Annotated in this window: 14 protein-coding genes; 11 read left to right on the top strand and 3 right to left on the bottom strand. The window is 69.1% G+C overall.

Annotated features, from left to right (window positions below):
- Positions 1–46 precede the first annotated feature (46 nt).
- Positions 47–1,078 (top strand): COX15/CtaA family protein, encoded by a 1,032-nt coding sequence (locus AC1RN5_RS08750; protein ID WP_493040809.1) that lies wholly within the window; start codon positions 47–49, stop codon positions 1,076–1,078.
- A gap of 53 nt (positions 1,079–1,131) precedes the next feature.
- Here the strand turns inward: AC1RN5_RS08750 and AC1RN5_RS08745 are convergent, their stop codons facing one another.
- The gene (locus tag AC1RN5_RS08745; RefSeq protein WP_493040808.1) at positions 1,132–2,541 is read right to left on the bottom strand and encodes an alkaline phosphatase PhoX; all 1,410 of its coding nucleotides are present in this window, start codon (positions 2,539–2,541) and stop codon (positions 1,132–1,134) included.
- Between the two features lie 230 nt (positions 2,542–2,771).
- On the opposite strand from AC1RN5_RS08745, the gene rplM reads away from it, so the two are divergent.
- The 5 genes from rplM to AC1RN5_RS08720 all read left to right on the top strand — a co-directional run bounded on the left by rplM (position 2,772) and on the right by AC1RN5_RS08720 (position 5,948).
- Positions 2,772–3,245, top strand: coding sequence for a 50S ribosomal protein L13 (rplM, locus tag AC1RN5_RS08740; RefSeq protein ID WP_304701863.1), 474 nt, complete (start codon positions 2,772–2,774; stop codon positions 3,243–3,245).
- 4 nt (positions 3,246–3,249) lie between these two features.
- Positions 3,250–3,720, top strand: coding sequence for a 30S ribosomal protein S9 (gene rpsI, locus AC1RN5_RS08735; RefSeq protein ID WP_493040807.1), 471 nt, complete (start codon positions 3,250–3,252; stop codon positions 3,718–3,720).
- A gap of 96 nt (positions 3,721–3,816) precedes the next feature.
- On the top strand, positions 3,817–4,764 hold the full coding sequence (gene argC / locus AC1RN5_RS08730; protein WP_493040806.1) for an N-acetyl-gamma-glutamyl-phosphate reductase: 948 nt from the start codon (positions 3,817–3,819) through the stop codon (positions 4,762–4,764).
- Between the two features lie 60 nt (positions 4,765–4,824).
- Entirely contained in the window at positions 4,825–5,319 is a 495-nt protein-coding gene (gene msrB, locus AC1RN5_RS08725) for a peptide-methionine (R)-S-oxide reductase MsrB (RefSeq protein ID WP_493040805.1), read from the top strand.
- Between the two features lie 50 nt (positions 5,320–5,369).
- Positions 5,370–5,948 carry a histidine phosphatase family protein gene (locus AC1RN5_RS08720; protein ID WP_493040804.1) on the top strand — a complete coding sequence of 193 codons (579 nt, stop codon included), beginning with the start codon at positions 5,370–5,372 and terminating at the stop codon, positions 5,946–5,948.
- A gap of 60 nt (positions 5,949–6,008) precedes the next feature.
- Here AC1RN5_RS08720 and AC1RN5_RS08715 read toward each other — a convergent pair whose 3' ends face one another.
- Both AC1RN5_RS08715 and phaC read right to left on the bottom strand, forming a co-directional pair.
- Positions 6,009–6,260, bottom strand: a complete 252-nt coding sequence (locus tag AC1RN5_RS08715; protein WP_493040803.1) for a UvrB/UvrC motif-containing protein — start codon at positions 6,258–6,260, stop codon at positions 6,009–6,011.
- A gap of 2 nt (positions 6,261–6,262) precedes the next feature.
- Positions 6,263–8,317 (bottom strand): class I poly(R)-hydroxyalkanoic acid synthase, encoded by a 2,055-nt coding sequence (gene phaC / locus AC1RN5_RS08710; protein WP_493040802.1) that lies wholly within the window; start codon positions 8,315–8,317, stop codon positions 6,263–6,265.
- A gap of 111 nt (positions 8,318–8,428) precedes the next feature.
- Here phaC and AC1RN5_RS08705 point away from each other — a divergent pair, with 111 nt between their 5' ends.
- The 5 genes from AC1RN5_RS08705 (at position 8,429) to recJ (ending at position 14,375) form a co-directional block, all read left to right on the top strand.
- A complete protein-coding gene (locus AC1RN5_RS08705) occupies positions 8,429–8,863 on the top strand; it encodes a hypothetical protein (RefSeq protein ID WP_493040801.1) in 435 nt (144 codons plus the stop codon).
- 109 nt (positions 8,864–8,972) lie between these two features.
- The gene (locus AC1RN5_RS08700) at positions 8,973–10,193 is read left to right on the top strand and encodes an LL-diaminopimelate aminotransferase (RefSeq protein WP_421931372.1); all 1,221 of its coding nucleotides are present in this window, start codon (positions 8,973–8,975) and stop codon (positions 10,191–10,193) included.
- An 82-nt stretch (positions 10,194–10,275) separates the two neighbouring features.
- Positions 10,276–11,565: a homoserine dehydrogenase gene (locus tag AC1RN5_RS08695; RefSeq protein WP_493040800.1), complete on the top strand. Its 1,290-nt coding sequence runs from the start codon at positions 10,276–10,278 to the stop codon at positions 11,563–11,565.
- Between the two features lie 51 nt (positions 11,566–11,616).
- Positions 11,617–12,570: a class II fructose-bisphosphatase gene (glpX, locus tag AC1RN5_RS08690; protein ID WP_493040799.1), complete on the top strand. Its 954-nt coding sequence runs from the start codon at positions 11,617–11,619 to the stop codon at positions 12,568–12,570.
- Positions 12,570–14,375, top strand: a complete 1,806-nt coding sequence (gene recJ, locus AC1RN5_RS08685; RefSeq protein WP_493040798.1) for a single-stranded-DNA-specific exonuclease RecJ — start codon at positions 12,570–12,572, stop codon at positions 14,373–14,375. The genes glpX and recJ overlap by 1 nt, the downstream gene beginning before the upstream one ends.
- The last annotated feature ends 85 nt before the right edge of the window (positions 14,376–14,460 follow it).

Here is a 14,460-nt window from a genome sequence, read left to right as displayed (position 1 = left end):
TAAGGGTCGCCCCAGGAACGCCTCGAAAGGCTCTTAGTCACCCCCCATGACGTCTTTTCTTCGCTCGGATCGGTCGCGGCCGGTCGCCATCTGGCTCTTCGCCGTCGCCCTCCTGGTCCTGGCCATGGTCGTGGTGGGTGGAGCCACGCGCCTGACGGACTCAGGCCTGTCCATCACCCAGTGGAAACCGGTCTCCGGCGCCCTGCCGCCGATGTCGGCCGGCGACTGGAACGAGGAGTTCGCGCGCTACCGCGAGATTCCCCAGTACCAGCAGCTCAACAAGGGCATGAGCCTGGAGGCCTTCAAGGCCATCTATTGGTGGGAATGGAGCCACCGGCTGCTGGGCCGCCTGGTGGGCGCCGCCTTCGCGGTTCCCTTCGCCTATTTCCTGATCCGGCGGCAGATTCCCAAGCGGCTGATCTGGCGCTGCGCGGTGCTGTTCGGCCTGGGCGGCCTGCAGGGCCTGGTGGGCTGGTGGATGGTGGCCAGCGGGCTGTCGGACCGGGTCTCGGTGGCGCCCGAGCGCCTGACCCTGCACCTGGGCCTGGCCTTCGCCCTGCTGGCGGGCCTGGTCTGGACGGGTCTCGACGCCTGGACCGGCGCGCCGCGCCAGACCGTGCCCAGCCCCTGGAACCTGCGGGCCTTCGGTCTGGCCGGGCTGATCTACCTGCAGATCCTGCTGGGCGCCCTGGTGGCCGGCAACGACGCCGGGCTGGTCTATAACGACTGGCCGCTGATGAACGGCGCCCTGTTCCCCAAGGACTATGCCGGTGCCGGCTTCTGGGCGACCGTGGCCCACAGCCAGGGCGCGGTGCAGCTCCATCACCGGCTGATGGCCTATCTGCTGCTGATCGTCGTCCTGGCCGCCGCCGTCGGCGCCCAGCGCTCCCGCTACCTGCCCGCCGGCGCCAAGGCCCTGGCCCTGACGCTCGGGGGCGTGGTCATCGTCCAGGCGGGCCTGGGGATCGCCACCCTGATGGCTGGGGTGCCGCTGTGGCTTGGCCTGCTGCACCAGATCACAGCGGCCCTGCTGCTGGCCCTCGCCACCGCCTTCGCCTGGCGGGTGCGCCGGCCCTAAGGTCTATGCTGGGGCGCGTGACGGAGGCCTGAACCGGCCTCCACTTCAGGCTGTCACGCTTTGAAACTCGCCCACGGGCCGGTGATGGCCAGGGTCATGCCCGGCCAGTAGACGTTGACGAACATCGTCGTGCCGTCCGGTGAGAAGCAGACCCCGGCCAGCTCGGCGTTGGTGGCGGTGTCGCCCCCCAGCAGGGCGGCGTTGCGGGCCATGGTGTAGATCTTCCCCTGCGGGGTGATGGCGCGCAGGAAATTGACCCCGCCGATCTTGTCCTCGCAGACAAAGAGGTGGCCCCAGGGCGCCACGGCGATGTTGTCGCACATCTCCATCACCGCGATGTCGGTGGGCTCGGCGAACAGCTCCAGGCGGCCGCCGGTCCCGCCGGCCTGGCCCTCCTGGGGGCTGGGGACGTAGCGCATCACCTGGCCGCCGCCGGCCGGGCCGCCGCTGGTGCAGGCGAAATAGATCTCGCCCTGGCCGTAATAGATGCCCTCGCCGCGGGCGAACCAGGCTGCCCCCTTGGCGTGGCCGCGATAGCGTAGGTCCTCATAGGGATTGTCGGCGCCGTCCAGATCGACCCAGTGGACGGCCCGGGAGTCGCCGACCTTCCAGTAGGGGGTCTCCCAGTTGCGCGGATCGGCGTCGGCGCCTTCGGGCAGGCACAGGGCCTGGAGTCGGCCGCCCGCGGCCAGCCGGGTGCGGTCCTTGGGCAGGTAACGGTAGAAGAGGCCGAATCCGTCCCCCATGTCCTCGGTCATGTAGACGACGCCCGTGCGGGGATCGATCGCGGCGGCCTCGTGGCGGAAGCGGCCCATCGCCGTCAGCGGGATCGGATCGGCCAGGCCCTTGCCCCGCGACGGGACCTCGAAGACCCAGCCGTGGTCCTTCTGGGCCTCCTGGCCCCTGTTCTGGGTGGTCTCCTCGCAGGACAGCCACGAGCCCCACGGCGTGATCCCGCCGGCGCAGTTGGTGGACGTGCCCGCCAGGCTGAGATGGGCGCGCTCCAGGGTCTTCTTGCGCAGATCGTAGACCAGGGTGGTGGTCCCGCCGCCGAAGGGCAGGCCGTCGTCGCCCCGGTCATAGATCCGGTCGGCCGCGACCTTGCCAGCCAGGGCCCGGCCGCGGCCGAAGGCGGTGATCTCGGTGTCGATCGGCTTGACCTCGTGGTTGCGCACCAGGGCGACGCGGTCGTTGTCCAGGGCGAAGCAGCCCATGCCGTCGGCCTTGAAGGGGGTGACCAGCCCGTCGCTCATCGGATCGCCGGCCTTGGAGACCACGGTGTAGGAAAACCCCTCGGGCAGGTCGAAGAGCCCCGCCGGATCGCGGCGCAGGGGACCGTAGCCCGCCACCTCGCTCCGATAGCCGTCGATCCCCGAGTCCTGGGCGGCGGCGAAGCGGGAGAAGCCGGAGAAGGCGAGGGTGGCCGCGGTGGCGCGGATCAGCTGGCGTCGCGAGGTGAACATGGGGCATCCGGGCTGGGGCGCCGTGGCGGCGCCGCTTGCGCAGCTTGCACCACAGTCGCGTGACGTTCGTTTGACGCGGTATTCAGATACCCGATCTCGGAAACCCTTATGGCGTAAGGATTTCCGCCGATCGACCGATCGGAACTGTTGACAGGCGAGGCGAGCCGACGTATCAGCGCGCCTCTTTCGTCGGGATCTCCTGGTCCCACCTCTATTACGGACCCGTTCCCATGATGAAGACGACGGCTTCTCTGAAGCCCGCCGACGTCACGAAGAAGTGGATCGTGATCGATGCCGAGAACGCCGTCGTCGGCCGTCTCGCCTCGTTCATCGCCATGCGTCTTCGCGGCAAGCACCGCCCCGACTACACCCCGCACGTCGATTGCGGCGACTATGTCGTCGTGATCAACGCCGACAAGGTGAAGTTCACCGGCAAGAAGCTGACCGACAAGATCTACTACCGCCACACCGGTCACCCCGGCGGCATCAAGCAGCGCAGCGCCGGCCAGATCCTGGACGGCAAGTTCCCGGAACGCATCCTGGAAAAGGCTGTCGAGCGCATGCTGCCCAAGGAAAGCCCCCTGGCGCGCGCGCAGATGACCCATCTGCGCCTCTACAATTCGCCCGAGCATCCGCATGAGGCGCAAGCCCCCGAGACCATCGCGTTCAAAGAGATGAACGCCAAGAACGTGCGGAGCGCGTAAGCAGATGTCCGAACCCCAAGGCTTCGAGGCCCTGCAAAGCCTCTCCTCGCAACCGGCCGCCGAGCCGGCCGTGCAAAAGATCGACAAGTTCGGCCGCGCCTACGCCACCGGCAAGCGGAAGAACGCGATCGCCAAGGTCTGGATCAAGCCCGGCAAGGGCTTGGTCACGATCAACGGCCGCGACCAGGAAATCTATTTCGCTCGTCCCGTGCTGCGCATGATGATCGCACAGCCCTTCCAGGTCACTGACCGGGTCGGCCAGTTCGACGTCGTCGTCTCGGTCCAGGGCTCCGGCCTGTCGGGCCAGGCCGGCGCGATCCGCCACGGCCTGTCCAAGGCGCTCACCTACTACGAGCCGGGCCTGCGCCCGGTGCTCAAGCCGCACGGCTTCCTGACCCGCGACAGCCGCGTGGTCGAGCGGAAGAAGTACGGCAAGGCGAAGGCGCGACGCAGCTTCCAGTTCTCGAAGCGCTAAACCCGCGCGCGTTCACTCGCGTTTTGCACAGGGGCGCTTCGGGAAACCGGGGCGCCCCTTCTGCTATCTGGAATTCGGCTCGATCAGGAGCAAACCATGACCCACACGGTATTCATCGACGGCGAGGCCGGCACCACGGGCCTGCAGATCCGCGAGCGGCTGCAGAGCCGCGCCGACCTGCAGCTGCTCTCCATCGATCCGGCCAAGCGCAAGGACGCCGCCGCGCGCGCCGAGCTTCTGAACGGCGCCGACGTGGTGATCCTCTGCCTGCCCGACGAGGCGGCCAAGGAGGCCGTCAGCCTGATCACCAATCCGGCGGTGAAGATCGTCGATCCCTCCACCGCGCACAGGGTGGCGCCGGACTGGGCCTATGGCTTCCCCGAGGCCATCGTCGGCCAGCGCGAGGCCATCGCGGCCTCCAAGCGGGTGTCCAACCCCGGCTGCTACTCGACGGGCGCCATCGCCCTGATCCGGCCCCTGGTGGACGCCGGCCTGCTGCCGGCCGAGCACCCGGTCACCATCAACGCCGTCTCCGGTTATTCCGGCGGCGGCCGGCAGATGATCGCCGAGTTCGAGGACAAGAACGCGGCCGACTACACCACCGTCGCCTACCGGATCTACGCCACGAGCCTGGCCCACAAGCATGTGCCGGAGATCGCCGAGCGCGGCGGCCTGGTCCACAAGCCGATCTTCACCCCGGCCGTGGGGCGCTATCACCAGGGCATGATCGTCGAGATCCCGCTGCACCTTTGGGCCCTGCCGAAGAAACCCACCCTCGCGGCTGTCCAGGCGGCCCTGGCCGAGCGCTACGCCGGCGAACAGTTCGTCGAGGTGGCTTCCCTGGAGGAGGCGCAGGCCACCAAGACGCTGGATCCCGAGGGGCTGAACGGCACCAACCGCATGAAGCTCTTCGTGTTCGGCAATGAAGCCGAGGGCCAGGTCCGCCTGGTGGCCCTGCTGGACAATCTGGGCAAGGGCGCCTCGGGCGCCTGCGTGCAGAACATGAACCTGATGCTGGGTCTGGACGAGGCCGCCGGGCTCTAGGTCGTGGACGGGACGGGGAGGGCGTGAAACCTTCACGCCCTCCGCCACGTATGACCTGACATGACCCAGCTCCTCGACCGTCGTCGCTTCCTCGCCTGTTCGGCCCTAACCCTGGCGCTCGCGCCGGGCGCCTCGGCGCTCGCCGCGGCCCTGCCGGCGCCTGACCCCAAGTGGAAGAAGCTCACCGACGCCCAGTGGAAGGCGCGTCTGCCAGGCGACGCCTATCGCGTCCTGCGCCACGAGGACACCGAGCGGCCGGGAACCAGCCCGCTGCTGAAGGAGCACCGCAAGGGGACCTTCGTCTGCGCCGGCTGCGGCTGGGCCCTGTTCAAGAGCGAGGCGAAGTTCGAGAGCGGCACCGGCTGGCCCTCCTTCTTCACCTCCATCGGCGGCGGGCTGATCAAGAAGCCCGACTTCGCCATCGGCATCCTGCGCACCGAATACCACTGCGCCCAGTGCCTGGGCCACCAGGGCCACGTCTTCAACGACGGCCCGCGCCCCACCGGCCTGCGCTACTGCAACAACGGGGTGGCGCTGCGGTTCGTGCCGGCCTAGCGCCGCCGCCGGCCTGGGCTAGTGTCGCGCCAGGTCCCTCCGGAGTCGCCATGCCGCGCATCTACTATCTCACCCACCCGCAGGTGGTCATCGACCCCGCCGTCCCGGTGCCCCACTGGCCGCTGACGCCCGAAGGCCGCCGGCGCGCCGGCCTGTTCGCCGAACGCCTGGCGGACGGGCGCGTCACGGCGGTCTGGTCCAGCGGCGAGCAGAAGGCCCTGGATGGCGGGGCGATCATCTCCGCTCGCCTGGGCGTGCCGCACCGGATCGATCCGGACCTCGGCGAGAACGACCGCTCGGCCACCGGCTATATCGCCCCGCCGGAGTTCTGGGAGGTGGTGGCGCAGTTCTTCGGCAAGCCCGACGAGAGCGTGCGCGGCTGGGAGACCGCCCGCCACGCCCAGGACCGCATCGTCACCGCGATGCGCCGTCTGGCCCGCGACGAGCCCACCCGCGGCGACCTGGTGGTGGTGGCCCATGGCGGGGTCGGCGAACTGCTGATGGCGCACCTGCAGGGCGCGGCCATCGGCGATCAGGACAAACCCCAACACCCGGGCGGCGGGTGCTGGATCGAGATCGACCGGGCGAGTTTCGGGCTGGTGGCCGGCTGGCGAAACGTGCCGGACTGACTCATCACGTCAACCCGGCTCCGCCTATCGGCCGTCCGGGACAATGGGGTTGGAATGTGCTTACCGCTTTCCGCCCCGCGGCCTGTGGTTGCGCGTCATCAGGTCGGGCTTGGGCGGCGGCTTCCAGCCCTTTGGGGGTCGAACCGCCTGCTGGTCTGTGCCCACCCCCATCTGGCCGGGCTGCTGAACCTTGATCATCGAACCCGGCTGCAGGGCCGCGATCTGGTCGCGCAGCGTCGCGGCCAGCTCGTACTCCTCGTGGTCCATCGCCTGGGCCATCTCGCGCTGAAGCTCGGCGATGGTCTTGGTCATTCCTAGGACTTCACCTTCACATAGGATCCGGGCGCGTCCTCCAGGGGCTTGAAGGGGCCCTTGGCGGGATCGCGGGCCGGGACCATGCCGCCGGACTTGGCCTTCAGCCAGGCGGCCCAGTGGGGCCACCAGGAGCCCGGAGTCTCCTTGGCCTTCTCCATCCACTGCTCGACGGTGGCCGGCAGCTCGGGGTTGGACCAGTACTGGTACTTGTTGGCGACCGGGGCGTTGATCACGCCGGCGATGTGGCCCGAGCCCGCCAGGGTGAAGGTCACCGGCCCGCCGAACAGCTTGGCGCCGCGATAGACCGAGCGCGCCGGGGCGATGTGGTCTTCCTTGGACGACTGGACATAGACCGGGGTCTTCACCTTCGACAGGTCCAGCTTGATGTTGTCCATCACCAGGCTGCCGTTCGCCAAGGCGTTCTCGCCGTAGAACTTGCGCAGGTAGAACAGGTGCAGGGCCTTGGGCATGCGGGTCTGGTCGGAGTTCCAGAACAGCAGGTCGAAGGGCTTGGGCTCCTTGCCCATCAGGTAGTTGTTCACGAAGAACGACCAGATCAGGTCGTTGGCCCGCAGGGAGTTGAAGGTCTCGGCCATGGCCTGGCCCGAGAGGACCCCGCCCGCGGCGTCCATCTGCTTTTCCAGGTCGCCCAGCCAGTCCTCGTTGGTGAACAGCAGCAGGTCGCCGGCCTCGGCGAAGTCCTGCTGGGCGGCGAAGAAGGTGGCCGAGGCGATCCGCTTGTCGCCCTTGGCCGCCATGTGGGCCAGGGTCGCCGAGAGCAGGGTGCCGCCGATGCAGTAGCCGACGGTGTTCACCTGGCTGACGCCGGCCTGCTTCATGGCCGCCGCCGTGCCCTCGTAGATGCCCTGCTGCATGTAGTCTTCGAAGGTCTTGGCGGCCATCTCCACGTCGGGATTGACCCAGGAGGCGACGAAGACGGTGATCCCCTGGTCGGTGAGCCAGCGGATCATCGAGTTCTCGGGGCGCAGGTCGAGGATGTAGAACTTGTTGATCCAGGGCGGGAAGATCACCAGCGGGATCTCGAAGACCTGTTCCGTGGTCGGGTTGAACTGCAGGAGCTGCAGCACCTGGTTCTGGAACACCACCTTGCCCGGGGCGGTGGCGACGTTCTCGCCGATCTTGAACATGTCGTAGTCGGTCTGGCTGATGGCCAGGGTGCCGCCGCCGCGGGTCAGGTCGGCGGCGAAATTCTCCATGCCCTGCAGCAGGCTCTGCCCCTGGGTCGACACCGCCTCGCGCAGGGCGGCCGGGTTGGAGACCAGGAAGTTCGAGGGGGAGAAGGCGTCGGTGAGCATCTTCATGAAGAACTCGACCCGGCGCTTGGTCATCGGGTCGACGCCATCGACCTCGGAGACGAGGGCGTTGAGCCAGTTGGAGGTGACCAGGTACGACTGCTTGATCACGTCGAAGACCGGATTGTCGTTCCAGTCGGGATCGTTGAAGCGCTTGTCCCCCTTGGCCGGGGTGACGATCGGATCGACGGCCTCGCCGGCGGCGCGGCGGGCGGCGGTCTGCCAGAGCTCCAGATAGCGTTGGAAGAGGTCGGCCTGGGCGCGGACCAGCCGGTCGGGCTGGGAGGCCAGCCGACCCATGACGTCGGTGAGGGCAGGGGCCACGTGGAAGGGGTCGGGCTGCAGGGCGGCCGGGCGCTCGGCCTGGCGAAGCGCCGCCTCGGCGATGGCGCCCTGGGCGGTGAGCGCCGCGCGGGCCAGGTTGGCCGACAGCTTCTCCATCATGTCCCGCTGCTCGGGGCTCAGCTTGGCGGGCGGGAAGTCCACCGTGGCGCCGAAGGCCGCGGCGGCGGCGGGGCTGACCCGAGGCGGCGGCTCGGCGCGAGGGGCCGCGGCCTGGGGCGACTCCACGCGGGGGGGCTCGGCGCGCGCCGCCTCCGGCTTGGCCTTGGGCGCCTTGGCCTTGGGTTCGGCGGTCTTGGTCTTGATCTTCTTGGGGGAGGCCTCGGCCTTGGCGGCGGTCTTGGCCTTGTCCGACGACTTGGCCTTGGCGGCCTTGGTCTTGGTCGGCTGCTTGCTCATGACCGTCTTCTCCCAGGTTGTCTTCAAGGCTTGGCGCTCGCGCTCTTTCGCCCGAAGCAATCATGGCATAAGACCAGCGCCTAGATGAACGCGTCGCCTAGACTTTTCGTGATGAGTCGCCTCGGAACCTTTCGGACCGGGCTGTTGGCCTGCGTCTGCGGCGCGAGCCTGCTCGGCGGCTGCGCCGTCTCCAACCCCTTCGTGACCGCCAAGGTCGATCCAAGTTCGCCGATCGCCGCCCAGGTGGCCAGCGCGGCCCGCGCCCGCACGACCTATCCGACCTTCGCCGACATTCCCCCGGTTCCCGCCGACGTGCGCCCCTTGCCGGCCTTTGGCCGCGCCGCCGACGAGCTTGAGGTGGCCGGCGCCGAGCTGATGCGCGACACCGCGCCCTCGACCTGGACCCTGACCGGAACCGAGGCCTTCGCCGGCCGCGCCCGCGACATGGCCGGTCCCGAGTCGGAAGCCATTTCCACCACGGCGGAGACCGAAGCCTTCGCCAAGGCGCAGCGGGCGCGAGCTACACCGCCTCCGCCGCCCAGATAGGCCCGCGGAGGCGAACGAATTTGAACCTGCTTGGCGGAGCCCCCGTACGGGACCTGCCATGTGCGACTTCAGCTCCCTACCGCCGCGAGGCACGCGGCCCGAGCTCAAAATGACCCCCGAATTCCACCGTATCCGACGCCTTCCGCCCTACGTCTTCGAAGAGGTGAACCGCATCAAGGCGCGACTGCGCGCCCAGGGTGTGGACATCATCGACTTCGGCATGGGCAATCCCGACATGCCGACGCCCAAGCACATCGTCGACAAGCTGATTGAGACCGCCCGCGACCCCAAGGCCGGTCGCTACTCGGCCTCCAAGGGCATCGTCGGCCTGCGCCGCGCCATGGCCGGCTACTACAAGAAGCGCTTCGGCGTGACCCTGAACCCCGACACCGAGGTGATCGCCACCCTGGGGTCGAAGGAGGGCTTCGCCAACCTGGCCCAGGCCCTCACCGCCCCGGGCGACGTGATCCTCTGCCCGAACCCGGCCTATCCGATCCATGCCTACGGCTTCATCATGGCCGGCGGGGTGATCCGTCACGTGCCGGCCCCCTCGCCGGAGGAGTACCTGTCGGGCGTCAGCGCCGCCATGCGCCACTCCAGCCCGGCCCCCAGCGTCCTGATCCTGTCCTATCCGTCCAACCCGACGGCCCAGTGGGTGGACCTGGACTTCTACAAGGAGGCCGTGGCGCTGGCGAAGAAGCACGACCTGCTGGTGCTCTCCGACATCGCCTATTCCGAGATCTATTTCGACGACAACCCGCCGCCCTCCATCCTGCAGGTGGACGGAGCCAAGGACATCGCCGTCGAGGTCAACTCGCTGTCCAAGACCTACGCCATGGCCGGCTGGCGGGTCGGCATGGTGGTGGGCAACGAGCGGATGTGCGCGGCGCTCGCCCGGGTGAAGTCCTATCTCGACTACGGAGCCTACACCCCGATCCAGGTCGCGGCCGCCGCGGCCCTGAACGGTCCCCAGGACTGCGTCGACGAGATCCGCGCCACCTACAAGAGCCGTCGCGACACCCTGGTGACCTCGATGAAGCGCGCCGGCTGGGACATCCCGTCGCCGCCCGCCTCGATGTTCGCCTGGGCCCCGCTGCCCGAGCAGTACAAGGACGCCGGCTCCATGCTGTTCGCCAAGTTGCTGATCGAGGAGGCCGGCATCGCCGTCGCCCCCGGCGTGGCCTTCGGCGAATATGGCGAGGGCTATGTCCGCATCGGCCTGGTGGAGAACGAACACCGCATCCGTCAGGCCGCGCGCAACGTGAAGAAGTTCCTGGCCAATTCCGAGGAAATCCTCGGCCGGGCCCACAACACCCTGGCGGCCCAATGATCCTCCTTCGCCGAGGCTACGGAGGACACGGCCGTGTGGATGGAGGATCAATCCTCCGAAGCTCTGAAGGAGCGTAGGACGGATGACGGCTAAGAACTGGCGTATCGGCGTCGCCGGCCTGGGAACGGTCGGCGGCGGCCTGCTGAACTTCCTGTCCGACCGGCCGGGCTTCGCGCCCGCCGGCGGTCAGGCCGTGGTGACCGGGGTCTCGGCGCGCTCGCGTTCGCGGCCCCGGCCCTTCGACATCTCCAACCTGCCCTGGTTCGACGACCCTGTGGAACTAGCCAAGTCGCCGGACAACGACCTGTTCGTCGAGCTGATCGGCGGCTCGGACGGCCCGGCCAAGGCCGCGGTTGAGGCGGCCCTCAACGCCGGCAAGCCCGTGGTCACCGCCAACAAGGCGCTGATCGCCGAGCATGGGGCCGAACTGGCGCTGCTGGCCGAGTCCAAGGGCGTGCCCCTGCTGTTCGAGGCCGCCGTCATGGGCGGCACCCCTGCGGTGAAGATGCTGCGCGAGGCCATGGTCGGCGACGACATCAAGTCGGTCGCCGGCATCCTCAACGGCACCTGCAACTTCATCCTGACGGAGATGGACTCCGGCGGTCGCGCCTTCGCCGACGTGCTGGCCGAGGCCCAGCGCCTGGGCTACGCCGAGGCCGATCCCACCATGGACGTCGGCGGCTTCGACGCCGCCCACAAGATCTCCATCCTGGCGGCGCTGGCCTTCGGCTGCGCCCCCACCTTCGCCGCGGCCGAGATCGAAGGCATCGACGGCGTGGACCTGATGGACATCAAGCTGGCCCGCGACCTGGGCTATCGGGTCAAGCTGGTGGCCTCGGCCGACCGCTCGCCGGACGGCGTCCTGGTGCGGGTCCACCCCTCCCTGGCGCCCATCAACCACCCCCTGGCCCAGGCCGGCGGGGCGCTGAACGCCCTGTTCATCGAGGGAACCCGGATCGGCACCATCTACATCCAGGGTCCCGGCGCGGGGTCTGGCCCCACCGCCGCGGCCGTGGCCGCCGACATCGCCGACGTGATGACCGGCGCCGTGCGCCCGGTCTTCCAGAAGCCGGCCGGTGAGCTCAAACCCTTCACCCCGGTCGACCCCTCCAAGAGCATGGGCCGGGCCTATCTGCGCTTCATGGTCAAGGACGAGCCCGGCGTGATCGCCGCCGTCTCCGAAACCCTGGCCGAGGCGGGCGTCTCCATCGAGAGCTTCCTGCAGAAGCCGGTGGAGAACGCCGACGGGGTGCCGATCGTGCTGACCACCCACGCGGTGGCCGAATCGGTGCTCACGGCGGCGATCGACCGCATCGCGAATCTGCCCTCGGTGCTGGAGAGACCACGGCTGTTGCGCATCGCGCGCATCTGAGAATCTCACGATAGTCGCCGGCTATGCCGGATTCCGGCAGGAGACGTGTTCATGAGTTCCGAAATTCTGGATCGCGGTCTGGTCATCGACGCTGTCCGGGTGACCGAGATCGCCGCCATCGCCGCCTGGAAACTGGTGGGCCGGGGCGACGAGAAGGAAGCGGACCAGGCGGCTGTCGACGCCATGCGCACGGCCCTGAACGACCTGGACATCGACGGCGAGATCGTGATCGGCGAGGGCGAGCGCGACGAAGCGCCCATGCTCTACATCGGCGAGAAGGTCGGGCGGGGCAAAGGCCCCAAGATCGACATCGCCCTGGATCCGTTGGAAGGCACCACGCTGACGGCCAAGGCGATGGCCAATGCGCTCGCCGTCATGGCCTGGGCGCCCAAGGGCACCCTGCTGAACGCGCCCGACACCTATATGGACAAGATCGCCTGCGGCCCCGGCTATCCGGCCGGGATCATCGATCTGGACAAGAGCGCCGCGCAGAACGTCGAGGCCCTGGCCGAGGCCAAGGGCGTCGAGGCGACCGAGATCACCGTCTGCATTCTGGACCGTCCGCGGCACGCCGAGCTGATCGCCAGCGTCCGTTCGGTGGGCGCCCGGGTCTATCTGATCACCGACGGCGACGTGGCCGGGGTGATGAACACCGCCGACCCCTCCACCGGAGTCGACCTCTATGTCGGCCAGGGCGGGGCGCCCGAGGGGGTGCTGGCCTGCGCGGCGCTGAAGTGCGTGGGCGGCCAGTTCCAGGGCCGCCTGGTGTTCCGCAACGCCGACGAGAAGGCCCGCGCCCGGCGGATCGGCATCACCGACTTCGACCGCAAGTACGACCTGCACGAGATGGTCCGCGCCGACGCCATCTTCGCCGCCACCGGCGTCACCAACGGGGCGCTGCTGGACGGCGTCCACTATGAGGACGGCTTCGTCCACACCCACACCATCGTCATGAACTCCGCCACCCAGACCGTGCGCGAAGTGCGGATGAAACGGCCCGTGTGATGGCGGACGGCTCCACCCCGGCGGGCTATCTGGGCGTCACCAAGTCGCTCAGCGGCCGGCTGTGGCGCGAGCGGGCCGCCGATCCCGAGACCGTGCGCCGCCATGAGATGGCCCTGGGCCTGCCCGAGCCCCTGGCCAGGGCGCTGGCCTCCCGCGGGGTCGAGGACGGCGGGGGCGAGCACTATCTGAACCCGACGCTGAAGGCCCTGTTCCCGGACCCCTCCAGCTTCATGGACATGGACAAGGCCGCCCAGATCCTGGTGGACGCCGTGGCCAAGGGCCGCCCCATGGCGGTGTTCGCCGACTATGACGTGGACGGGGCCTCCAGCGCCGCCCAGCTGGTGCGCTGGACCCGCGCCATGGGGGCGCCCCTGCGCATCTACGTCCCCGACCGCATCACCGAGGGCTATGGCCCGTCGCCGGCCGCCTTCCGCCGCCTGAAGGACGAAGGCGTCGAGCTGGTGATCACCGTCGACTGCGGCGCCGCGGCCATGGAGGCGGTCACCTACGCCGTGGAGATCGGGCTGGAGGTGGTGGTGATCGACCACCACCTGATGCGCGGCGACGAGGTTCCGCCGGCCACCGCCCTGGTCAATCCCAACCGGCCCGGCTGCGGGTCGGGGCAGGGGGTGCTGGCCGCCGCGGGCGTCACCTTCGTCCTGCTGGCCGCCCTCAACCGTGAGGCGCGCAGACAGGGCCTGTTCAGCCCCGAGCGCCCCGAGCCCGATATCCGCCAGTGGCTGGACCTGGCCTGCATGGGCGCCATCTGCGACGTGACCCAGCTGGTGGGCTTCAACCGGGCCCTGGCCTCCCAGGGCCTGAAGGTGATGTCCGGCTGGCGCAATCCCGGTCTGAAGGCCCTGCTGGAGGTCGCCAAGAGCCAGGGACCGGCCAGCGCCTTCCATGTGGGCTTCGTCCTGGGGCCACGTATCAACGCCGGCGGCCGCATCGGCCGCGCCGACCTCGGCGCGCGCCTGCTATCCACCGACGACCCCCGCGAGGCCGCGGACCTGGCCGCCGAGCTCGACGCCCTGAACGCCTCACGCAAGGAAGTCGAGCGCGAGGTGCTGGAGGAGGCGGTGCGGATCATCGAGCGGGAGAGCAACCAGGCCGACCTGCCCGTGCTGCTGGTGGCCGCCGACGACTGGCATCCGGGAGTGATCGGCATCGTGGCCGGGCGCCTGCGGGAACGCTATCGCAAGCCGGTGATGGTCATCGGGATCGACCGGGCGGCCAATGTCGGCAAGGGCTCGGGGCGCTCCCAGCCCGGCGTCAATCTGGGCCGCGCCGTCCAGGCCGCCTATGAGGCGGGCCTGCTGATCGCCGGTGGCGGCCACGCCATGGCCGCGGGGCTCAGCGTCAAGCCCGACACCATTCCCGACCTGCGCGCCTTCCTCTGCGAGCGGCTGGCCGACGAGAGCGAGGTCGCGGCGGCCGAGGACGGTCTGGACATCGACGCCCTGATCACCACCGGCGGGGCCGACCGCGCCCTCTATGAGAGCTTCCAGCGGATGGCGCCCTTCGGCCCCGGCAATCCCGAGCCGGTCTTCGCCCTGTCCGACGTCCGCGTGGAGCGGGCCATGGCGCTCAAGGGCGGGCATGTGCGGGTCACCCTGACCGATCGCTCCGGCGGCAAGCTGAAGGCCGTGGCCTGGCGTTCGGAGGGCACGGAGATCGGCGCGAGGCTGCTGGCCGAGGGCGGCGGATTGCATATTGTCGGTCGCCTGAAGCCGGACGATTGGCAGGGCCGATCCAGCGTCGAGCTGGAGATCGAGGACGTCGCCGACCTTCGCCGCGTCGGCTGAGCCGCGAGCTTTGCAGGGAAGTGCGACAAGTGGTGGTGAGTGCGCTTGCACACCCCCAGGAACGCAGATATAGAGCCGCCCTTCG

The sequence above is a fragment of the Phenylobacterium sp. GW821-FHT12F10 genome (assembly GCF_058806695.1).
This window is presented reverse-complemented; position numbering and strand designations above follow the sequence as displayed.